Genomic DNA, 19,971 nt, shown 5'->3' with positions numbered 1-19,971 from the left:
GCGCTCCAAAGGGAATTTGGAGAAGTGCTATGTCTACCGCTGAGGCATCGCGGCATTACCGGGCCTTGTTTATTTCCGACGTCCATCTTGGCACGCGCGGTTGTCAGGCGGAGATGCTGCTGGACTTTCTGAAGGACAATGAAGCCGAGACCATCTACCTGGTCGGCGACATTGCCGATGGCTGGCGTCTGCGGCGGTCCTGGTACTGGCCACAGCTTCACAACGACGTGGTGCAGAAGATCCTGCGCAAGGGGCGCAAGGGAGCCCGGGTCATCTATATTCCGGGAAATCACGACGAGTTTCTGCGCAGCTTCCTCGGTACGCATTTCGGCGGTGTGGAAGTGACCGACAGTATCATTCACGAAGCTGCCAACGGCAAACGCTACCTGGTCATTCATGGTGACCAGTTCGACGTGGTGATCCGCCATGCCAAGTGGCTGGCCTTCTTTGGCGACAAGGCCTATGTGACCGCGCTCGGCGTCAACACCTGGCTCAATGTGGTCCGGCGCCGTCTCGGCCTGACCTACTGGTCATTGTCCGCCTGGGCCAAGTTGAAGGTCAAGAACGCGGTCAGCTTTATCGGACGTTTCGAAGAAGCCCTGTCCGACGAGGCGCGCCGGCAGGGCGTCGATGGCGTCATTTGCGGTCATATTCACCACGCCGCGGACCGTGATATGAACGGCATTCACTACATCAACACGGGTGACTGGGTGGAAAGCTGCACTGCGGTTGCCGAGCACCACGATGGAACATTTGAGGTGATCCGATGGGTGGACCGTACCCAGGAGGAGGCCGTGCCGGCGAAAGCCAAGGAAGCACCGGTCGCCGCATGAGTTCCATTCTGATTGTGACGGATGCCTGGCATCCCCAGATAAACGGTGTGGTTCGCTCGCTGGAGCGCACGGCCGAAGAACTCGAGAAGATCGGTGTGCGGGTGGAATTCCTGACCCCTCAGGAATTCACGACGCTGCCGTGTCCGACCTATCCGGAAATTCGCCTGTCGTTGACCCATCGCGGCATCGTGCGTCGGAAGATCGAGGATTACGGCTGCGAGCATCTGCACATTGCAACGGAAGGCCCGCTCGGGCTTCTGGCGGCAAGCGTCGCCAAGAAGGCTGGGCGTCCGTTCACCACGAGTTACCACACCCGGTTTCCCGAATATGTTTCAGCCCGGCTGCCGGTTCCGCTGACTTGGTCCTACAGCTGGCTGCGCCGGTTTCACAATTCCGGCTGCGGCTGCATGGTCGCAACACGGTCGCTGGAGCAGGATCTGCGTGACCGTGGTTTTACCAATCTGATGCGTTGGTCGCGCGGTGTGGATGAGCAGCAGTTCAAGCCTTACGAGGGTTCCGTTCTGCCAGCCGACCTGCCGCGCCCGGTGTTCATGTATGTCGGCCGGGTCGCAATCGAAAAGAACATCAAGGCGTTTCTGGATCTCGACCTGCCGGGATCGAAAGTGGTGGTCGGTGGTGGCCCGCAGCTCGACAGTCTGCGCCGGGAGTACCCGGGGGTGCATTTTACCGGTTCCAAGGTGGGCGAAGATCTCGCAAGGCATTATTCCGACGCGGATGTCTTCGTGTTTCCCTCACTCACCGACACCTTCGGCAACGTGATGCTTGAGGCCCTGGCCTGCGGCGTGCCGGTTGCCGCTTTCCCGGTAATGGGCCCGCTCGACGTCATCAGCGATACGGGGGCGGGTGTCTTGTCGGAAGATCTGCGCGAAGCGGCTGAAGCCGCGCTGGATATCCCACGCGAACATTGCCGCACGATTGCCATGAATTACACCTGGGCGGCCAGCGCACGCCAGTTCCTGGACAATTGCATTGAAGCCCAGGACATACACAACGCCCGTACGACGCAGGGAAAAGCCGCCGAATAAGGCGGCTGCCCTGATGTGCGATGACGTCGCGCAGTGCGGCAAACGAAATTGACACCAAGACAAGTTCCCGCTGGAACTGCCCGCTTTCCTGTGAAAACACTTGCATCGAGACCCGGCCCTGAAAGAGGCCGAGGCATTGCCTTGTACGCTTCTGCGGCAGGCCTCCAAGCAGTTGTTTGACGTTTAGAGCGAGTTCCGATGACGAATATGCAATCGCTGCCTGTGTCTGAAGCAGGTTCGAAGTTGGCTGGTAAAACCGTTTCCATAGAAGATGTTGAAGCCGCAGCGGAGAGGATCCGAAGCGAGGCGCTGGTGACACCGCTCCTGAGACATCCGTTGCTGGATGAGGTAACCGGGGCAACTGTCGTCGTGAAACCGGAAAACCTGCAACGCAGCGGCTCGTTCAAGTTTCGCGGCGCCTTCAACCGCCTCAGCCTCATCCCGCTGGCAGACCGACCCAGGGGCGTTGTGGCCTGTTCGTCCGGAAACCACGCGCAGGGCGTTGCTGCAAGCGCGCAGCTGCTCGGCATGCCCGCAACCATCGTCATGCCGTCCGACGCTCCAAGGATCAAGCTGGAGCGCACACGCGGCTACGGGGCGACCGTCATCACTTACGATCGTGAGACCGAAGACCGTGACGCGATTGCAGGAGACCTGTGTTCCAAGTCAGGAGCGACGTTTGTCCACCCCTACAACGATGTCGGTGTCATCGCAGGGCAGGGTACAGTCGGACTGGAGATGGCAGCCCAGGCAGCTGCGCTGGGCCTGCAACTGGACGATGTGCTCGCCTGCACCGGCGGTGGCGGATTGTCCAGCGGTATTGCCCTGGCGCTGGAAGCCAAGTCGCCCGGTACGGTCTTCCATACTGCTGAACCGGAGCTGTTCGACGACTACAAGCGCTCGCTTGACGCCGGTGAGCGGCTTTCCAATGCCGTAAAGACTGGCTCTGTCTGCGATGCGCTTCTGTCTGATTCGCCGGGTGATATCGGCTTTTCAATTCTGAGCCGCGTAGCGGGCGAAGGCGTGACTGTCACGGACGAGGAAGCTCTGGCTGCCGTCGCCTTTGCGTTCACCGAACTGAAGCTCGTCGTTGAGCCCGGCGGAGCAGTTGCACTTGCAGCACTTTTGGCCGGAAAGCTGCCTTTCAGGGGCAAGACCGTCGGTATCGTTTTGACGGGCGGAAACATCGATCCACAAATGCTAAAGACTGCGCTTTCCCGTTAACGCGCCTTTAGGGGGCTACCCGCTAGAGCGGTTCCACAAGCATGACTTGCCGAAGTCGGGTGGAGGAGACCGGACCAGGCAGTCCTGTTTGCCTTTTCGTCGGGACGGCGCGAACAGGGCTGCTGAAAATTGAATTCCAGCGTGGATTGCCAGGCAACGGCGCCGCGTCTTCTCCTTTCATCACCTGAACATTGCCAGCGTACCGATGCATCGAGCATGGCGCGGAACGCCTTGTTGTGCCTTTCAACAGCCCACTTGGGTTCGCGAGGGAACAGGTGACACGTGCTTTATTGAATCAGGATCTCCTGCCTCTTCACTGTGAGGCTCGGAGGTCCGGCAACTGAAGAGCGATCAGCTCACGGGCCCGTCAAACCGGACCTCCATCGGCTGATCCAAGAGGCATTCATGCAGACAAACACCTTGAAAGATCGGCTGAAGTTTTTCCGTTTCACGGACGAGGATCGGGCTGTGGCCCAGTCCATGTGGCCGGCAATCAAGGAAGCCTTGCCGAGCGTTCTGGACGGGTTCTACGCACACGTTAAAACCGTGCCGCATCTGGCGGCACTGGTCGGTAACCAGCAGTCGCGCCTGGTGAAGGCACAGATGAGCCACTGGGAAGGGCTGTTTGCAACGGGCCCGGATGAAGCCTACCACAAGCGCGCTGTGCAGATCGGCCTCACACATGTGCGGATCGGCCTCGATCCCAGCTGGTACATCGGTGGCTATTCCTTCGCCCTCACGCAACTGACGGAGACGGTCCTGAAGAAGCGCTTCATGTCGACCGGCAAGCGCGTTCGGGCCATGCAGGTGATGACGAAGCTGGTCATGCTGGACATGGATGTCGCGATCTCCACCTATCACGAGAAAATGGTGGCAGACGCTGTCGGACGCGAGACCGAACTGAAGGCCGCCATCCAGGAGTTTCAGGGCGTTCTGGGCGGTACGGTCGGCACGCTTGGCTCGGCATCCGAACAACTTGAAGTGTCTTCGGGCAGTCTGCGCCGCGAGACGGGCTCCATCGGCGAGCGGATGGTCAAGATGGACAACACGTCTGCCGAAACCGCAAGCGGTGTCCAGTCAAGCGCGACGGCAACGGAGGAAATGTCCGCTTCCATCACCGAGATCGGTCGCCAGGCAGGCCAGTCCCGCGAGATGGCGCTGAAGGCCGTGGAAGGTGCACGCAGCACAAACGACTCCGTAACGAAACTTGCCGGCTTCGCGGATCAGGTCGGATCAGTGATCGGGCTGATCTCTGAAATTGCCGAACAGACCAACCTGCTGGCACTGAACGCCACCATTGAAGCGGCGCGTGCCGGGGACATGGGCCGCGGATTTGCGGTTGTCGCAGCCGAAGTGAAGGAACTCGCCAGCCAGACCACCAAGGCGACGGAAGAAATCACCGAACAGGTCGCCAGCATTCAGCAGGCGACCAGACAGTCTGTGCAGGATATCGAAGGCATCACCTCGATAATCGGTGCCCTGTCCGAAATCGCGACCGGCATTGCCTCCGCGGTGGAGCAACAGGCGTCGGCAACGGCAGAAATCTCGGCCAACGTCCAGATCGCTGCACAGGGCACCCAAGCCTTTACCGACGAGATTACCGCTGTGCGCGGGTCGGTCGAAAATGTCGAGGGGGCTGTCGGCACCATTCAGGATATGTCGACGGCGCTGAAAGACCAGGCCGGTCAGCTTGGTCTGCAGGCGGAACAGTTCTTCGCCAAGATCAATTTCGGCCGCTGACCGCCACCTTGCTGTCCCGGCCTTGCGCCGGGACCTCGGAGGCAAAGGGTTTTCCGCTCACGCACCCCGGCTCTCCGAACCCGGACCTCCGCTGCGCTGCGACCGGGATGACCGACTGAGAGGGGGGGAGTGTGAGAAGCGGAATAAGCGCCAAACCTTAGCTTGCCCGGAAAACCAGCCTCCCCATCGTCATCCCGGCCGAGCATAGCGCGAGCCGGGACCGGAGAGCCGAGGCGCAACCGTTTTCGCGACCTTACTATCGCCAGCTTTCAGTTCACCGATCCTGGAAATCCGTAGCGTTCCATCCGCAAGAACCGATAGGAACGGCAACAAAAAAGGCGCCGCAACGGGCGCCTTTTTCGAATTTCCTGCCGGATGCAGACTTAGTTGAAGAGTGCCTGGCGCTCGGCTTCGGACAGCTGCTTCAGCGGATCTTCACCATCTTCTTCACTGACTTCCTCGGTCAGCTCCCATTCGGCGTCGGCCTCGGCTTCGTCTGCCGCTTCATGAGTGCCACCACCCACTTCGCTGTCGAACAGGCGTTCGATGGCAGCTTCATCCAGAGTGGCGTCCGGGTCGGCACCGGCGAATTCGTCGTCTTCTTCCTCGTCGTCGACAGCAGGAGCGGAGGCGAACATGTCGTCGATAGCGGCTGCGTCCATCGGCTCGTCACCGCCGGCCATGATGGCATCGACGTCGGCTTCGCTTGCCATAATGGCATCAACATCAGCTTCGCTGGCATGCTTCGGAGCTTCTGCCGGGGCTGCTTCCGCGCCGGTTTCCTTCAGTGCGGCGTCAAACACGTCGTCGCTGACGGACATCAGCTCATCAACGTTGTTCTGGGAAACGCCGCCCGCAAGCTGCGGGCCGTTCAGGAGATGTGCATCCGGACGAGTGTCGACCGGGCCAGCCGTTGCTTCGGCTTCCAGCTCCTGGATGCCCCAGATGTTGATCATCAGGTTGATGCGGCTTTCAAGATAGCGCAGTACCTGAACAACCTTGTTGGTCCGCTGGCCGGTCAGATCCTGGAAGGAACAGGCCATGAAGATTTCGGTCGCCTTGGCATCGATGTCGTCGCACACGGCATCGTCCGCACCATTCTCGCGCAGGACCCAGGCCTTCTCCTGAATCTGCTCTGCAGCTTCCAGAATGGATTGGGTCGCGCCTTCGGTCTGGGTGACGATGGCATCGAGTTCGTGAGAGGCGTCGACAAAGCGGTTGCTTTCCTCGCCTTCCGCCTTGATGTTGGCAATCTCGGCCTTGGTACGCTCGATAGCCTCGTGCATGTCGGCAATGTCGAGACGGATCTTGTCGAGATCCGGCACCTTGCGCTGCCGGGTCATCATTTTCTCTAGCCGGCCAATCGCGGTCAGGATCTCGGTGGTTTCCGGGGTCTTGTTGCGATTGAGAAACTCTTTCAGAAACCTGCGCCCGCGATCGGACTCCATCAGGGTCTGTTCGAGAGTCTGGTATTCGGCTTCGCCGATCAGCTCCGGCTGTTCCTGTGCTGCTTCCGCTTTCATGTGGACGCGAATCTCAACTTGCCTAAGGGTCGTTTATTGCCGTAACACGGACAACTTCGCCCCCAAGGTAAGGCGGAAAACGTTAACATCCTTTTAGGGCGCTACTTCGCCCGGTATCCCATGTCGCTCGACCGTTCCAGTATCAGCAGCCGTGTCTCGGCCCTGTTCGCCAGCCATTTCATTGGCGTTGGCTTGTTTCTGCCGTTTTTTCCGGTGGTGCTCGGGTTCCGCGGGCTGACTGCTGCCGAGATCGGACTTGTTCTGGGGATAGGTACTATTGCGCGTATCGGAGCAAGCCCGCTTCTGTCGAATCTCTCCGACCGCACCGGGCAGCGCAGGCTGTCGATCCTGATCTATGCCCTGGCCGCCGCGTTTTTCATCGGGCTCTACTTTCTGCCGTTAGGGCTGGTGTTCCTGTCCGTCGCGGTGATCGGCTACATGGTCATGAATGCGCCAGTGGTGCCGCTCAGCGATGCCTACGCGCTGGATGTCCAGCGCAATACGGGAGCGGATTACGCCCGCATGCGGCTATGGGGTTCAGCCGGTTTCGTGGTTGCCAGCATCTTCGGAGGTTCGCTGGCTGCGGAAGGTACGTCCTGGCTCATCGTGGTTGCCGTCGGCCTTGCGTCCCTGGCAACGGGTGCTGTTGCCATGTCGCTTCCCCGGCAAAAACGTGGTGAAACGCCTTCCGAAGCGGCTGACGGGACTTCGGACAACCACAAGGACACGCCGTTCAAAAGCGTCTGGTTCTGGCCGTTGTTGATGGTGCTTGGATTGTACCAGGCGAGCCACTCAGCCTTTTACGGCTTCGGAACGCTCTACTGGCAGGCGATGGATGTGCCTGACTTTGCGATCGGTCTCTTGTGGGCGACGGGTGTTGCGGCTGAAATCGCCCTGTTCACGGTTGCCGGAAAACTGGCGCAACGGTTTGATCCGCCAATCTTTCTGCTGGCTGCCGGGGTAGCGGCAACCTTGCGTTGGCTGCTGTTCCCCTTCGCCGACACGCTCCCCGCCATGGCTGCCTTGCAGACTTTGCACGGCCTATCTTTCGGCGCGGCCCATCTGGGGGCCGTCGCGATCCTTGCACGGGTCGTGCCGAGCCGTTGGGCGGGAACGGGGCAGGGGCTGCTTGCGACTTCCGTAGGCATCCAGATGGCGATCGGCCTCAGCATTTCCGGCGCCATTTACGAGATCAATCCGGACTGGCCCTTTTTCGTGATGTCCGTGGTTGCGGCAATCGGCACGCTGTTGACACTGGCGATGACGCCAATGCTGCGAAGTCGCATGGCGGCGGAGTGAGGTTGGGGAATGTCCGTATTCTCCCGCTGAAGAGGGATTTCAGCGCCCTTCGGTAGTGCAGATACGCATGCCCACAAAAAACGCCGGCCCAATGACAAGGAACCGTCCTTTTTCTGTTCTCCGAGGTCGAAGCGCTTACCCCCACAGCTCCGGCTGAGGCGGATAGAGCGTGCTGCCTTCGAACTTCAGTCCCGGTGAGCGGTCTTCGGCCAGGAGCAGAGGTCCGTCGAGGTCGACAAAATCCGCCTTCTGGGCGATCAGGACCGCAGGCGCCATCGCGAGAGACGTGCCGAGCATGCATCCGATCATGACCTTGAGATCCCGGGCGCGCGCTTCATCGCAGAGCTTCAGCGCAGCCGTCAGACCACCTGCCTTGTCGAGCTTGATGTTGACCGCGTCATATTTTGCGCGCAGCCCATCGATGCTCTTGCCCGGATGAAGGCTTTCGTCCGCGCAGATCACAACACGCCGCTCGAGCCCTGCCAACAAGCCATCATTCTTTGACGGCAATGGTTGTTCGATCAGGGCAACGCCCGCAGCTTCGCAGGCGGCCATGTTGATCTCAAAGCAGCTTTCGTCCCAGGCTTCGTTGGCATCGACGATCAGGGTGCTGTCAGGCGCAGCTAGGCGTACGGCGGCAATCCGTTCGTCATCACCGGGCCCGGCAAGCTTGATCTTCAAAAGCGGGCGGTGAGCTGCTGCGCGGGTCTTTTCAGCCATCTTTTCCGGCGTGTCGACGCTAATGGTGAAGGCTGTCGTGACCGGCTTCAGCGGACCGACACCGGCAATGTCCGTTGCCGGTGTTCCGGATCGTTTTGCTTCCAGGTCCCAAAGAGCGCAGTCGACGGCATTGCGGGCTGCTCCGGCGGGCATCGCCTCCAGAAGCTGTTCCCGGCTGAGGCCGTTTTTCAAAAGGGGCGCGATTTCCTCGATCTGCGTCTGAACGGTTTCGAGCGATTCGCCGTAACGCGGATAGGGCACGCTTTCGCCATGGCCGATTGCCTTGCCGTCACTCAGGGTGACGACCACGACCTGGGCATGGGTCCGGGTCTCGCGGGAGATCCTGAAACCTCCCGCGATTTCGAAGCGTTGCGCTTCGATGCTGACCTCAAGGCTCATGGCGCACCGAATTCCGCCGAGACCTTGTCAACGATGGCTTCCATGCCGTAGCGGACCGGATCGGTTGCCGGCAGGCCGTGCTTTTCGCCGACCTTTGCCAGGTACGCGAGGGCCTCATCGTCATCGAGTGCGGTGGTGTTCACCGCAATACCGACGCAGCGGATGTCCGGATTGGTGAGTTTGCCGCAGGCAATGGTCATGTCGATGACCTGCTGGATCGTCGGAAGTGCCGCTTCGACGCCGCGCATCTTGGTGCGTGTCGGTTCATGGCAGACGATGAAACCGTCCGGCTGGGAGCCGTGCAGAAGACCAAGGGTGACGCCGGCGAAGGACGGATGGAATAGGGAACCCTGGCCTTCGATGATCTGCCAGTTATCGGGATCGGTCTCCGGAGAGATCCACTCGGCAGCTCCGGAAATGAAGTCGGCAATCACCGCGTCAAGTGCGACACCGCGGCCGGAAATGAACACGCCGGTCTGGCCGGTGGCGCAGAAGGTGCTGGAATAGCCCCGGTCGTTCATTGCCTTGTCCATGGCAAGGGCGGTGTATTTCTTGCCGACGGAACAATCGGTACCGACGGCCAGGATCCGTTTGCCGGCGCGTTTGGTGCCCTTGCCGGTGGCAAAAGCCATGCTGCTGTGACGCACGTCGTGGAGCTGTCGACCGTTCCGTTCTGCGGCTTCCTTGATCGCCGGCACGCTGGCAAGGCGCACATGGAGGCCGGAAGCGACGTCCATGCCGGCATCGAGTGCTTCGACGACAGATTCGACCCAGTGCTCCGGCAGGCGCCCACCGGCATTCACAGCTCCGATGATGAACGTCTTGGCGCCAGCTTCCGCCCCCTCTGCAATCGACATGTCGGCAAGGCCTGTGTCGGCGGCGCATCCGGGCATGCGGACCTGGCCCAGGCACCAGTCCTTGCGCCAATCGACGATGCCGATCGCGGTCTTGGCGGCGAGGGCATCGGGAACATCACCGAGAAACAACAGGTAAGGACGTGCAATTTCCATGGATTAAGCTTTCAAGTGGCTGCTGGAGGGTTTACCAACTTCATGGTGAATGACGGTTGGTATTGAACTTCTCCATCAGGTATACGAGGGATGGTGAACCAGCGGCAAGAGGGCAGCCAGCCGGAATGGCATTCTTGGAAAAAAACATCGCACCGGAGATGGTTCTGGAAGCAGACGGGCCGGATCATCAATACCTTGCCCTTTCCGGCGACTGGACTGTCAGCACCATCGCCGACGCAGAAAAAGAGCTGAACAGCCTCACGATCGACAAAAAAAGCCTGACCTGCATCGATGTGTCCCAGATCGAGCATCTGGATACGAGCGGCGCTTGGCTGATCCACCGCACGCGCGGCCGACTGGAATTCGAGGGACGCAAGGTTGGCCTGACCGGTGTCTCTCCCGTCCGCCAGACCCTGTTCGAGGAAATCGAGAGCCACCATCCTCCCAGATACAAGCCTGACAGGAACGGATTTTCGATTGCCGGCTTCCTGGAAGCCACGGGTCGTCAGATGGTGGACGTCTATCACGACGCCCTGGCGATGCTGCATATTCTCGGCTCGCTCGGCCTGGTTCTGTCGACAGTTCTGCTGCAGCCCAAACGCCTGCGCAGCATATCGATCGCGGTTCAGTTCGACCGGAGCTGCATTGGAGCCGTGCCGATCGTCGCGCTGATGAGTTTTCTCATCGGTGCCATCATCTCGCAGCAGGGTGGCTTCTACCTCAGGCAATTCGGTGCCGATATCTTCGTGGTCGACCTTGCAGGCATCCTGGTCCTCAGGGAAATCGGCGTGATCCTGACCGCCATCATGGTGGCAGGGCGCTCGGGATCCGCCTTCACGGCGGAACTTGGGGCGATGCGGATGCAGGAGGAAGTCGACGCACTGCATGTCATCGGCCTCAGTGTGACTGAAGTCCTCGTTTTGCCACGAATTCTGGCGCTAATGATTGCTCTTCCGATCCTGACGTTCATTTCCGATCTCGCGGCACTGCTGGGGTCCGGCATCGTGACATGGGCCTATCTGGACATTCCACCGGCCGCCTTCTTGACCCAGTTGCAGGCGGCCATCACGATCAATACGCTGGTCGTGGGTCTGGTGAAGGCGCCTTTCATGGCGCTGATCGTCGGCCTGATTGCCTGTGTGGAAGGGCTGAAAGTCGAAGGCTCCTCCGAATCTCTTGGCCGTCACACCACCATGTCGGTGGTGAAAGCGATTTTTCTAGTCATCGTGGTGGATGGTTTCTTCGCCATATTCTTTGCCGCGATTGGAGTTTGACCGACCGATGACGCCAAGCCAAAGCGTGACGCCTGCAAAAGAGACCGCCGCGACGGGCGAAAAGTCGGACAATGTCCTGTCCGTGCGCGATATCACCGTTGGATTCGGTTCCAAGATCATTCTGCAGGATCTCGACCTGGATGTGCGCCGGGGCGAAGTGCTTGGTTTCGTCGGTGGATCGGGAACCGGCAAGTCCGTGCTTATGCGCACAATCCTGGGCCTGACTCCCAAGCGAACCGGGCAGATTTCGGTTTTCGGACACGACCTGTCGACCGCGAGCCCGAAGGAACGCACGGCAATCGAACGCCGCTGGGGGGTGCTTTTTCAGCAGGGCGCGCTGTTTTCCTCGCTTTCGGTCAAGCAGAACATTCAGGTGCCGATGCGGGAGCACCTGAAACTTTCACCGCAATTGATGGACGAACTGGCGACCCTGAAACTGGAACTGGTCGGGCTGCCGCAAGATGCCGCCGACAAGCTGCCGTCTGAACTTTCAGGGGGAATGATCAAAAGGGCCAGCCTGGCTCGCGCCCTTGCACTCGACCCGGATTTGGTGTTTCTGGACGAACCGACGTCCGGACTCGATCCGATCGGGGCGGCGGCCTTTGATTCGCTTATTGCAAATCTCAGTTCGACCCTCGGACTGACCGTTTATATGGTCACCCATGATCTTGATAGTTTGCATTCTATCTGTGATCGGATTGCTGTTCTTGGGAAAAAGCGGGTTCTGGCCATCGGCACGATGGACGATATGATGAAAAATGATGATCCCTGGATTAAATCTTACTTCAGGGGTGAACGGGCCCTGCGCCGAGTATAGGTTGGACTGAATGGAAACCCGCGCGAACTATATTCTGATCGGCGCCTTCATGGTCGCAATCCTGATCGGTGCGTTCGGCTTTGTGTATTGGCTCGCCGTCACCGCGGAATCCAGGCAGAATGTTGAACTGAAGATCGTCTATCCCGGACCTGTGACGGGGCTTCCGGTCGGGGGGCAGGTGCTTTTCAACGGCATCAAGGTCGGCGATGTGAAATCGCTGGACTTTGCACCGGGGGATCCGACCAAGGTTGTGGCCACCGTTGGCATCAAGCCCTCGACGCCCTTGCGCGAAGATACCAAGGCAACGCTGAATTTTACCGGTCTGACAGGTGTCGCCTATGTCGACCTCAGTGGCGGAACATCTGAATCGCCGCTTCTGCTGAGCATGGCCGACGACCAGGACGAGGACAAAGTTCCGGTCATCTACGCCGAACGGTCCTTCTTCGATGACATCGTTGATGGTGCCCGCGATGTTCTCAAGCGTGCGGATTCGACCATGAAGACGGTCGACGACCTGCTGAAGGACAACGGTCCAGCAATCACCGAGATCGTCAACAACGCAGAGACCTTTTCGGCCGCGCTGGCCGCCAATTCCGATGGCGTGAAGGATTTCATGGCCAGCATCGGCAAGGCTTCCGATGCGTTTTCCAGCCTGTCCGGCCGGCTTGAGACGCTGGTGCAGGAAGGTGAACGCCTGCTGGCTGCCGTGCCTTCCGACAAGGTCACTGCCATTGTCGATGACCTTTCCAAGTTTTCTGCAAGTCTCGGCAAGGCCAGCAGCGACATCGATCTCCTGATGGCCGATGCCCAGAGCGCGGCCAAGGAACTGCAGACCTTTACTGTGAACCTGAATGAAGGGCTGGATCGCGTTCACAAGATTGTTGGCGCCGTTGATCCTGAAGATGTTCAGAAGGTGGTGCAAGGGGCCGCAGCCCTTGGCGAGGTGCTGCAGAAGCGCACCGGGGACATCGACAAGCTGATCAGTTCCACCAGCGAAACCATGCAGAACGTCAATGCAGTGGTGGAAAACATCAGGAACCAGGAAGGCGCGATCAAGGATATCGTGCAAGGCGGGCGTGATGTCGTGGTCAAGGTGGATGCCATCATGACGCGCGGCGTGGAAATTGCCGCTGCCATTGATCCGCTGAAGGTCGAGGAAGTGGTTGCCAATGTCAGCACCTTCACCGACAGCCTCAATGCATCGCTGGGTAAGGTCGACGAGCTTGTGGCGAGTGTCGATCCGCAGAAGGTCAGCAAGGCCGTCGACAATGTTTCCAGCATCATCGACAACTTCAACAATCAGCAGACGCAGATCAACGAGATCATCGCTTCCACCAAGTCCACCGTTCAGAACTTCGAGGCGGTTTCAGCGACGGTTCGCGGCCAGGATGACCGGATCGCGGCGCTGATAACGGATGTTCAGGCGGCTGCCGAACGTTTTGCGACGACGCTTCAGACCGCGAATGATCTTATGAAGGCCGTGGATCCGGAAAAGGTTGCGAATATCGTCGGTTCCGTCGAAACGGCGACAGCAGGTCTTGCAAACCCGGAAGACGGCATTCCGGCCATCCTGGAAAGTGCCCGCAAGGCTGCGGACAACGTTCAGCAGATGACGGACGATCTCTCCAAGCGGACACCTGACGTCGACCAGATCATCACCGATGCCAAGCAGATGACCGCGACGCTGAATTCCACCTCGGTGCGCGTCGAAAGCCTGGTTGAGAAGGTTTCCACCATGGTGGACGGCGATGGTGAAGGCTTGATCAAGGAAGCGACGTTGGCCGCGCAGGCAATCCGGAAGGTTGCGGTTGCGTTTGAAAGCCGGGCAGATTCGATCGCCGGCGGGCTTTCCAAGTTTGCGACCCAGGGCTCTGCGGATTTCGCTGCGGCGCTGGCGCAGGTTAACCGGACACTGATCTCGATCCAGCGGGCGGCGGAAAGCTTTGAACGCAGTCCGAACCGGGTGATCTTCGGCGGTGAAGATGTGCCGACATATTCCGGCGGGCGGCGCCGGTGAGACTGAATGTGCAGAGGCAGGGGCGTATGACGAAGGCAACCACTGACATGACCCGCCGGGGCGTCTTGACCGCTCTCGGGCTCGGCGTGCTTGTGTCCGGATGCGCCAGTTCCGCGCCGTCGGCCTACTACAGCATCGGTGCGGCCGACGTCGGTGGCCTTCAGGGCCGGTCCAGCCGTGTTCAGGTTCTCGTTTCCGCACCCCGGGCGCTGAAAGCACTCGACACCAGTTACATCGCGGTTGTCGACAAGGGGCCGGTCTACAGCTACTTCCCGGATTCTGCCTGGGCCGACACGCTGCCCAACGTGGTGCAGCTGAAACTGGTCGAAACCCTGCAGAACACCAACCGCCTGCGCGGGGTTGGCCTGCCGGGCGACGGCCTGCTGATCGATTATCAGCTTCAGACGGAAATCCGTGCCTTCGAACTGCAGGTGGCGGGTGCCAATCGAGGTGTCGTCGAAATTTCGGCCCGCATCGTCAACGACCGCAACGGTCGCACAGTTGCCAACAAGGTCTTCCGGGCGGAAACGTCTTCCGGTAGCACGACCGTCGACAAGGCGGTCGAGGCGATGAACGCTTCAGCGGACCGGGTGTTTGCAGAAATGGCTGCCTGGACGCTGCAGAACGTCTGAGGCGGGTACCCTTAACAGCCGCAATTGGAAACCTTATCCGCATGTTACCTCCGGCTCTCATGCGGCGGAGAATGATCCTCGTTCTCCGGTGTGCGCTTGTCTGCTTGATGCAGTTTGACATCCAGCGTCCTGAAAAAATAATCGTTGCCGTCTTCCCTATCTGGGGGCAGTGAACAAGGCGGCTGCCTGCTAGTCAGGTGGCCAATGTTCAACGTGAGACGAGACATGACGAGAGTTGCGGGTGATCTCTGGTGCAAGGCTGGTGCCGTGCTTTTCATAATTCTGCTGGGGGTGTTTTCCATGCCCTTTGCAAATGCAGCCGAATTCAGGCTGCGGCCGGATCTCGAGCCGCACCTGAGAAGCCTCAAACTTATCTATCCCCCTGAGGGACCGCACAGCGTTCTGGCGCAGCTTCCGAACTTGGAAGACGGGGAGGTTAGGCAGATCGATCAGTTTGCGCTTTATCCTGCGGAACCGGAAATGGCAACGCATGTGATCGAGCTTTCAGGCCCGATCGTGAAGGGCGATGCCGGCAAGTTGTCTGCCTTTCTGGACAGCATAAGTGGCCCGTCGATGCGCTACCTCGTTTTCAACAGTCCTGGTGGCGATTTCCTCGAAGGGTTCAAGATCGCTGACAGCATCCGGTACAATCTTGAAAGTCAGGACCCGGACATTGGTGGCGTCTTCGTGCTGAAGAATACCAGCTGTGTGTCTGCCTGTGCTCTGGCATTCTCTCTGTCCGTGGACATGGTGCACCCCTTTGCCAGCGATGCCCGCTACGTTGAAAAAGGTGCGGAACTGGGCTTTCACATGGCATATCTGGCCGGAAATCAGGGCGCGCAAGTCGAGCGTATCGACAAGATCCTGGCCTTTGGCTATCAGGTGACCGAACAATACAGCAAGCTGATTGGCTTCAACATCAATCCGCCTGAACTGATGATGGAAGCCCTGAAGCATTCGACGGCAGACAGCTTCTTCTATCTGCGCGGCGGAATTAACACCTGGAACCTCGGCTTTTCTCCCGTTTCCAACGAAGCTGAAGCAAACCTTGTCTATGTGGGAGATGGTGTCGACTACGATGCCAACGAAATCTGCAACACCGTCAACGTGGCGGGGCGATCCTTCAAGGCCTACTACGAGGTCGCCGACCTGTTTCAGTTTATGAACTCGGAGTTCTCGCTTTCGGACTTGAAAGCTTTGAAAGGCAGAACGGCAACTCTCTATACCGATACGTTCTCGTGCCAGCTGTCGATGACGCCAGAAGGGGCTCTGTCCGTTGCACTCTGGCGTGGCAAACCTCTTTGTCTGCAACAGGGCCCCGGAAACGAGGAGGTCAACGGTGGCTTGCAGGGCTGGTGTGCTTCCAGGAAAGTCGTTTCAGCCCCTGTAACCCTGGGTCTGATGGGGAACGTCCTTGGGTGCTCGGACAACAGGCTTGTTTCCAAAAACAGCTGGGCTGGCGAAAACGGTGGCCCGTCGGGCCGGGTGAAAAGCAATGTGAATTTCCGCTCCAGCCCTGATGTGGGGGGGCAGGTACTGGGTATGTTGCCTGCCGGCGCCACGCTCTCCTTGACCGGTTGCATGATCCGCGCAGACAAGGTCGGCATCTGGTACCAGGGACAGTTCGAAGGGCATACAGGTTGGGTCAGCGCCCGATACATATCGCCGAACCTTTACTACGAAGCCGGTCAATTTCTGCCGATTACGCGCCGGGTGAAGCCATCCTGGGAGGGTTTCTCGGAACAATAGACGGTGTTCAGGTCGTTGCACCTGCCTTGCCGTATCTGACGGGCGGGCAGCCTACGTGCCGGGTAAAGGCTGTGCTGAAGGCGCTGGTGGAGCCATAGCCGGTCCGGCTGGAAATCTCGCCGATGCTGTGGAGACCTGAGCGCAGCATGTGCTTGGCTAGCGTCATGCGCCAGTTGAGCAGGTAACTCATTGGCGGCAGGCCGACAATGCGGTTGAAACGGGTAAAGAACGCGGAGCGGGAGAGGCCTGCCTCGCCGGCCAGCGCCCGGATCGACCAGGCCTGTTGCGGCGCGCCGTGCATGGCACGCAGGGCAGGGGCCACCCGAGCATCCGCCAGGCCGCTGAGAAGCCCGGTGGAAGCGGTGGACTGGACGCTTGAACGGAAAGCCTCGATCAGGAGGACCTGTAGAAGGTTTTCCAGCACCACATCCCTTGCAGGGCGATCGGCCCGTGCCTCGTCGCGTACCAGGGCTGCCAGCGACGCCAGACGATCTTCGCCGCGCACAACCACCATCTCCGGCAGAAGAGAGACCAGCAGCTCGGCATCCGGACTGCCGAAGCTGCAATGGCCAACCAGCTGCTGAACCTGGGGCGGGGTTTCACGCGGGTCCAGCATGCCGACGCGCACAACACCATCTTCCCCGTAAACAGGCTGGCTGAAATAGCCTGGAGGTGGTGGAGGATCGAGACTGGTGACAGTCAGTCCGCCAACAGCGGGCAGCAGCGCAAAATCACCCGCTGACAATATCACCGGTGCTCTACCGTCGACTTCCAGGTTGAGCCGCCCCATCAGCACCAGGCAATAGAACGCTTCGTTGACATCATCCCGTCGCACCCGGAAGGGGCCGGAGGCTTCCCCGATTTTCGAGAAGGGGGCTCTGGGCCGCAGAAGTGTGATCACTTCGGACAGGGGATCTGCCATTTCGGACTTTCGATAAAAAGACTGAGACTTCTCATGATAGAAAGTTTTGTCCGTCATGTCGATATGGGGAGCATCCAACAACAGGAGACTTTGTCATGAAGACCATCATGATTACTGGATGTTCCTCCGGCTTCGGGCTGGAAACGGCGCGGCATTTTCTGAATGAGGGCTGGCGGGTGGTTGCGACCATGCGCAAACCCGACGCCACCTTGCTGCCGGCCTCCGAACATTTGCGCATACTGCCGCTGGACGTGACAGATCACACCAGCATTGCCGAGGCGGTGGCTGCCGCCGGTCCGGTTGACGTGCTGGTCAACAATGCTGGTGTTGGCTGGTTGTCGCCCTTCGAGGCAACGTCGGAAGACGTGGTGCGCAGGATATTCGATACCAACACCTTCGGGACGTTCGAGATGATCCGTGCGGTGCTGCCGCAGATGCGGGAGAAGGGCGAGGGCGTTATCGTCAACGTGTCGTCCAGTGTCACGCTGAAGTCCTTGCCGCTGCTACCGGTCTATACCGCCAGCAAGGCGGCCGTGAATGCCTATACCGATTGCCTGGCTCTGGAGCTTGCGCCGCTTGGTATCCGCGTCCAGCTGGTTTTGCCGGGCCGCGCACCTTCGACCAGCTTTGGCACGAATGCACGAGCGTTGATGGCGGACGCGATGGAGGCGCCTGCGGCCTACAAGCCCTTTGTCGAGGAGGTGATGGGAGCCTTCATGGCAGATGCCGACAAGGAACCGACCCGGTCGGAAGATGTGGTCAAAGCCATCTGGCAGGCGGTAACCGATCCGTCGTGTCCCGCCCACCTTCCTGCCGGCAGCGACGCAGAGGCGCTGGCGGCCTGATGAAAGGTATGCCGGGCGGTGTGGCCACCGTCCGGCAATTCTTTGGAGTTCGGTTTTCCTGGCCATGCACCGGTTGGTGAAGCCTCAGATGAGCGCCAGTGACAGCAGAGGAACAGCAATCAACAGCGCCAGTCGCAGGATGTCGGCCAGCCAGAACGGCAGAATGCCGGCGAACATCGTCCTCAACGGCACGTCCGTCAGCACAGAGCGAAGTACGAAGACGTTGAGGCCTATCGGCGGCGAGATGAGGCTGATTTCGGTGACCACCACCACGATGATGCCGAACCAGATCAGCACCATCTCCGGATCTGCCAGCAAACCGCCACCAAAATCGAGCGAGCTGACCAGCGGGAAGAAGACCGGGACCGTCAGCAGGATCATCGACAGGCTTTCCAGCACTGCCCCCAGCACCACGTAGATCAGTACCAGAACCAGAATAACGACATAGGCGTTGACGTCGAGCGACTGAACGAAGGTCAACAATGCGTCAGGCACACCGGCATAGCTGATGAAGTTGGAAAAGACTTCCGCGCCGATGATGATCGCGAAGATCATCGCCGTGGTACGCGCGCAGTTGAGCGCGGCGGTGTAGAGCTTTTCAAACGTCAGACCACCGGACACGAGCGCGATCACGAAGGCGGCGGCAGCACCGATGCCGGCTGCTTCTGTCGGCGTGAAGAAGCCGCCGTAGATGCCGATCATGATCACGGCAAATAGCCCGACAACTGCCAGAACACCCCAGACGTCACGCTTTTCGAGCTTCATGTCTTCGGACGCGGTTGGCGCAAGCTCGGGTTTCAGCAGAACCGTGACGTAAATGGCGCCGAGATAGAACAATACGCCCAGCAGGCCCGGGATGATGCCGGCAATGAACAACTTGCCGATGTCGGCCTCGGTCAGCAGGCCGTAGATGATCAGGATGACAGAAGGCGGGATCAGGATGCCAAGCGTGCCACCGGCAGCGATGGAGCCGGTTGCCAGACTGTCGGCATAGCCTGCCTTGCGCATGGAAGGCATGGCCACCTTGGACATTGTGGCGGCCGTTGCCAGAGACGAGCCGCAAACTGCCGAAAAGCCGCCACAGGCGACAATGGCCGCCATGGCAAGGCCACCACGCATGCGGTGAAGCATGTGGTGAGCGGTCGAGAACAGGGACTGGCTGACACCGGAAATGGTCAGGAGGTTGCCCATCAGAATGAACAACGGGATCACCGAAAGGGTGAACGAAAGGCCGGTTTCGAAGGCCGCATTTCCGAGCAGGTTCAGCGCAGCATTCCAGTTGCGCAGGGCCGCGAACCCGGCAGTGCCGACAATGATCATTGCAATGGCAATGGGCACGCGCAGCAGCACGAGCGCAAAGAGCGCAACGAAACCGATCAGAGCTTCAAGCATATTCAATACTCACTGGTATCAAGCTTTTTCGCGGAATCGCCTGGCCGCGAAGACTATGGCGGCGATGGCGGAGAGCGCGAAGGAGGCAGCTCCCAGCCAACCGATCAGCGAGAGCGGGATCTGAAGGGAATCCGTCACTTGTCCACGACGGTCCATCTTCTCGGCATGCTCGAACAGCTTGAACGCGATCAGGGCCAGGACACCGACCGTGCAAACAGCGGCAACCAAGGTGCCGAGCCGTTTGAGAAGGACGCTCTTGAGCCCGTCGAGCAGCTCCACCTCGATATGTTCGCCGGCAGCGGTCGTCAGTGGCAGGGCCAGGAAGATCAGCGTGGCCAGCAGCAGCTCCGTCAGCTCATAGGCACCGTTCACGGGGCTGTTGAAGGCATAGCGTGCGACGACGTCGACACAGGTTAGCCCGATCAGGGCGGCCAGCACACATAAACAGGCCAGCCCGAGCAGGAAACCGGCCCCTCGCCGGATCGTATCGATCCGGCGAGGGGCCTGGCCGTTGGATTCGGCAGACATG

General features: G+C 59.6%; 17 protein-coding genes. 11 read left to right on the top strand and 6 right to left on the bottom strand.

The window, feature by feature from the left end:
* Positions 1 to 29: 29 nt before the first annotated feature.
* The 4 genes from ACVDG9_RS16910 (at position 30) to ACVDG9_RS16895 (ending at position 4,843) form a co-directional block, all read left to right on the top strand.
* A complete protein-coding gene (locus ACVDG9_RS16910) occupies positions 30 to 833 on the top strand; it encodes a UDP-2,3-diacylglucosamine diphosphatase (RefSeq protein ID WP_023000648.1) in 804 nt (267 codons plus the stop codon).
* The gene (locus ACVDG9_RS16905) at positions 830 to 1,879 is read left to right on the top strand and encodes a glycosyltransferase family 4 protein (RefSeq protein ID WP_055655308.1); all 1,050 of its coding nucleotides are present in this window, start codon (positions 830 to 832) and stop codon (positions 1,877 to 1,879) included. The genes ACVDG9_RS16910 and ACVDG9_RS16905 overlap by 4 nt, the downstream gene beginning before the upstream one ends.
* A 198-nt stretch (positions 1,880 to 2,077) precedes the next feature.
* Positions 2,078 to 3,103, top strand: a complete 1,026-nt coding sequence (locus tag ACVDG9_RS16900) for a threonine ammonia-lyase (RefSeq protein WP_447238525.1) — start codon at positions 2,078 to 2,080, stop codon at positions 3,101 to 3,103.
* Between the two features lie 405 nt (positions 3,104 to 3,508).
* The gene (locus ACVDG9_RS16895) at positions 3,509 to 4,843 is read left to right on the top strand and encodes a protoglobin domain-containing protein (protein ID WP_447238524.1); all 1,335 of its coding nucleotides are present in this window, start codon (positions 3,509 to 3,511) and stop codon (positions 4,841 to 4,843) included.
* A gap of 383 nt (positions 4,844 to 5,226) precedes the next feature.
* Here the strand turns inward: ACVDG9_RS16895 and ACVDG9_RS16890 are convergent, their stop codons facing one another.
* On the bottom strand, positions 5,227 to 6,366 hold the full coding sequence (locus ACVDG9_RS16890; protein WP_447238523.1) for a protein phosphatase CheZ: 1,140 nt from the start codon (positions 6,364 to 6,366) through the stop codon (positions 5,227 to 5,229).
* Positions 6,367 to 6,486: 120 nt separating this feature from the next.
* Between ACVDG9_RS16890 and ACVDG9_RS16885 the strand changes: the two genes are divergently transcribed.
* Positions 6,487 to 7,665 (top strand): MFS transporter, encoded by a 1,179-nt coding sequence (locus tag ACVDG9_RS16885; protein WP_447238522.1) that lies wholly within the window; start codon positions 6,487 to 6,489, stop codon positions 7,663 to 7,665.
* A 135-nt stretch (positions 7,666 to 7,800) separates the two neighbouring features.
* Here ACVDG9_RS16885 and dgcA read toward each other — a convergent pair whose 3' ends face one another.
* Positions 7,801 to 8,784, bottom strand: coding sequence for an N-acetyl-D-Glu racemase DgcA (gene dgcA / locus ACVDG9_RS16880; protein ID WP_447238521.1), 984 nt, complete (start codon positions 8,782 to 8,784; stop codon positions 7,801 to 7,803).
* Complete coding sequence (gene dgcN / locus ACVDG9_RS16875) at positions 8,781 to 9,794, bottom strand: N-acetyltransferase DgcN (protein ID WP_062488239.1); 1,014 nt, start codon at positions 9,792 to 9,794, stop codon at positions 8,781 to 8,783. Before dgcN ends, dgcA begins: the two co-directional genes overlap by 4 nt.
* 125 nt (positions 9,795 to 9,919) lie before the next feature.
* Here dgcN and ACVDG9_RS16870 point away from each other — a divergent pair, with 125 nt between their 5' ends.
* The 5 genes from ACVDG9_RS16870 to ACVDG9_RS16850 all read left to right on the top strand — a co-directional run bounded on the left by ACVDG9_RS16870 (position 9,920) and on the right by ACVDG9_RS16850 (position 16,283).
* Positions 9,920 to 11,068 carry an ABC transporter permease gene (locus ACVDG9_RS16870; protein WP_023000656.1) on the top strand — a complete coding sequence of 383 codons (1,149 nt, stop codon included), beginning with the start codon at positions 9,920 to 9,922 and terminating at the stop codon, positions 11,066 to 11,068.
* 7 nt (positions 11,069 to 11,075) lie between these two features.
* Positions 11,076 to 11,885, top strand: a complete 810-nt coding sequence (locus ACVDG9_RS16865; RefSeq protein ID WP_023000657.1) for an ABC transporter ATP-binding protein — start codon at positions 11,076 to 11,078, stop codon at positions 11,883 to 11,885.
* A 10-nt stretch (positions 11,886 to 11,895) separates the two neighbouring features.
* A complete protein-coding gene (locus ACVDG9_RS16860) occupies positions 11,896 to 13,902 on the top strand; it encodes an MlaD family protein (protein ID WP_206907289.1) in 2,007 nt (668 codons plus the stop codon).
* Between the two features lie 26 nt (positions 13,903 to 13,928).
* Positions 13,929 to 14,534: an ABC-type transport auxiliary lipoprotein family protein gene (locus ACVDG9_RS16855; RefSeq protein WP_023014540.1), complete on the top strand. Its 606-nt coding sequence runs from the start codon at positions 13,929 to 13,931 to the stop codon at positions 14,532 to 14,534.
* A gap of 225 nt (positions 14,535 to 14,759) precedes the next feature.
* Positions 14,760 to 16,283, top strand: coding sequence for an SH3 domain-containing protein (locus ACVDG9_RS16850; RefSeq protein WP_447238520.1), 1,524 nt, complete (start codon positions 14,760 to 14,762; stop codon positions 16,281 to 16,283).
* Positions 16,284 to 16,290: 7 nt separating this feature from the next.
* Here ACVDG9_RS16850 and ACVDG9_RS16845 read toward each other — a convergent pair whose 3' ends face one another.
* The gene (locus ACVDG9_RS16845; protein ID WP_209169615.1) at positions 16,291 to 17,205 is read right to left on the bottom strand and encodes an AraC family transcriptional regulator; all 915 of its coding nucleotides are present in this window, start codon (positions 17,203 to 17,205) and stop codon (positions 16,291 to 16,293) included.
* 95 nt (positions 17,206 to 17,300) lie between these two features.
* On the opposite strand from ACVDG9_RS16845, the gene ACVDG9_RS16840 reads away from it, so the two are divergent.
* On the top strand, positions 17,301 to 18,050 hold the full coding sequence (locus tag ACVDG9_RS16840) for an SDR family oxidoreductase (protein WP_062488241.1): 750 nt from the start codon (positions 17,301 to 17,303) through the stop codon (positions 18,048 to 18,050).
* Between the two features lie 84 nt (positions 18,051 to 18,134).
* Here the strand turns inward: ACVDG9_RS16840 and ACVDG9_RS16835 are convergent, their stop codons facing one another.
* Positions 18,135 to 19,442 (bottom strand): TRAP transporter large permease, encoded by a 1,308-nt coding sequence (locus ACVDG9_RS16835; protein WP_055655294.1) that lies wholly within the window; start codon positions 19,440 to 19,442, stop codon positions 18,135 to 18,137.
* A gap of 18 nt (positions 19,443 to 19,460) precedes the next feature.
* Complete coding sequence (locus tag ACVDG9_RS16830) at positions 19,461 to 19,970, bottom strand: TRAP transporter small permease (protein ID WP_077292422.1); 510 nt, start codon at positions 19,968 to 19,970, stop codon at positions 19,461 to 19,463.
* Position 19,971: the final 1 nt, after the last annotated feature.

This window comes from Roseibium sp. RP-7 (genome assembly GCF_053005225.1).
Note: the sequence above shows the minus strand (reverse complement) of the source record. Positions and strands in the feature narration are given on the sequence as shown.

Excerpts from the sequence above, each read along its gene's own strand:
- ACVDG9_RS16850 (WP_447238520.1), top strand. The coding sequence starts at position 14,760 with ATGACGAGAGTTGCGGGTGATCTCTGGTGCAAGGCTGGTGCCGTGCTT.
- dgcN (WP_062488239.1), bottom strand. The coding sequence starts at position 9,794 with ATGGAAATTGCACGTCCTTACCTGTTGTTTCTCGGTGATGTTCCCGAT.
- ACVDG9_RS16855 (WP_023014540.1), top strand. The coding sequence starts at position 13,929 with ATGACGAAGGCAACCACTGACATGACCCGCCGGGGCGTCTTGACCGCT.
- ACVDG9_RS16895 (WP_447238524.1), top strand. The coding sequence starts at position 3,509 with ATGCAGACAAACACCTTGAAAGATCGGCTGAAGTTTTTCCGTTTCACG.
- ACVDG9_RS16900 (WP_447238525.1), top strand. The coding sequence starts at position 2,078 with ATGACGAATATGCAATCGCTGCCTGTGTCTGAAGCAGGTTCGAAGTTG.
- ACVDG9_RS16865 (WP_023000657.1), top strand. The coding sequence starts at position 11,076 with ATGACGCCAAGCCAAAGCGTGACGCCTGCAAAAGAGACCGCCGCGACG.
- ACVDG9_RS16845 (WP_209169615.1), bottom strand. The coding sequence starts at position 17,205 with ATGGCAGATCCCCTGTCCGAAGTGATCACACTTCTGCGGCCCAGAGCC.
- dgcA (WP_447238521.1), bottom strand. The coding sequence starts at position 8,784 with ATGAGCCTTGAGGTCAGCATCGAAGCGCAACGCTTCGAAATCGCGGGA.
- ACVDG9_RS16830 (WP_077292422.1), bottom strand. The coding sequence starts at position 19,970 with ATGTCTGCCGAATCCAACGGCCAGGCCCCTCGCCGGATCGATACGATC.
- ACVDG9_RS16905 (WP_055655308.1), top strand. The coding sequence starts at position 830 with ATGAGTTCCATTCTGATTGTGACGGATGCCTGGCATCCCCAGATAAAC.
- ACVDG9_RS16840 (WP_062488241.1), top strand. The coding sequence starts at position 17,301 with ATGAAGACCATCATGATTACTGGATGTTCCTCCGGCTTCGGGCTGGAA.
- ACVDG9_RS16870 (WP_023000656.1), top strand. The coding sequence starts at position 9,920 with ATGGCATTCTTGGAAAAAAACATCGCACCGGAGATGGTTCTGGAAGCA.
- ACVDG9_RS16885 (WP_447238522.1), top strand. The coding sequence starts at position 6,487 with ATGTCGCTCGACCGTTCCAGTATCAGCAGCCGTGTCTCGGCCCTGTTC.
- ACVDG9_RS16910 (WP_023000648.1), top strand. The coding sequence starts at position 30 with ATGTCTACCGCTGAGGCATCGCGGCATTACCGGGCCTTGTTTATTTCC.
- ACVDG9_RS16835 (WP_055655294.1), bottom strand. The coding sequence starts at position 19,442 with ATGCTTGAAGCTCTGATCGGTTTCGTTGCGCTCTTTGCGCTCGTGCTG.
- ACVDG9_RS16890 (WP_447238523.1), bottom strand. The coding sequence starts at position 6,366 with ATGAAAGCGGAAGCAGCACAGGAACAGCCGGAGCTGATCGGCGAAGCC.
- ACVDG9_RS16860 (WP_206907289.1), top strand. The coding sequence starts at position 11,896 with ATGGAAACCCGCGCGAACTATATTCTGATCGGCGCCTTCATGGTCGCA.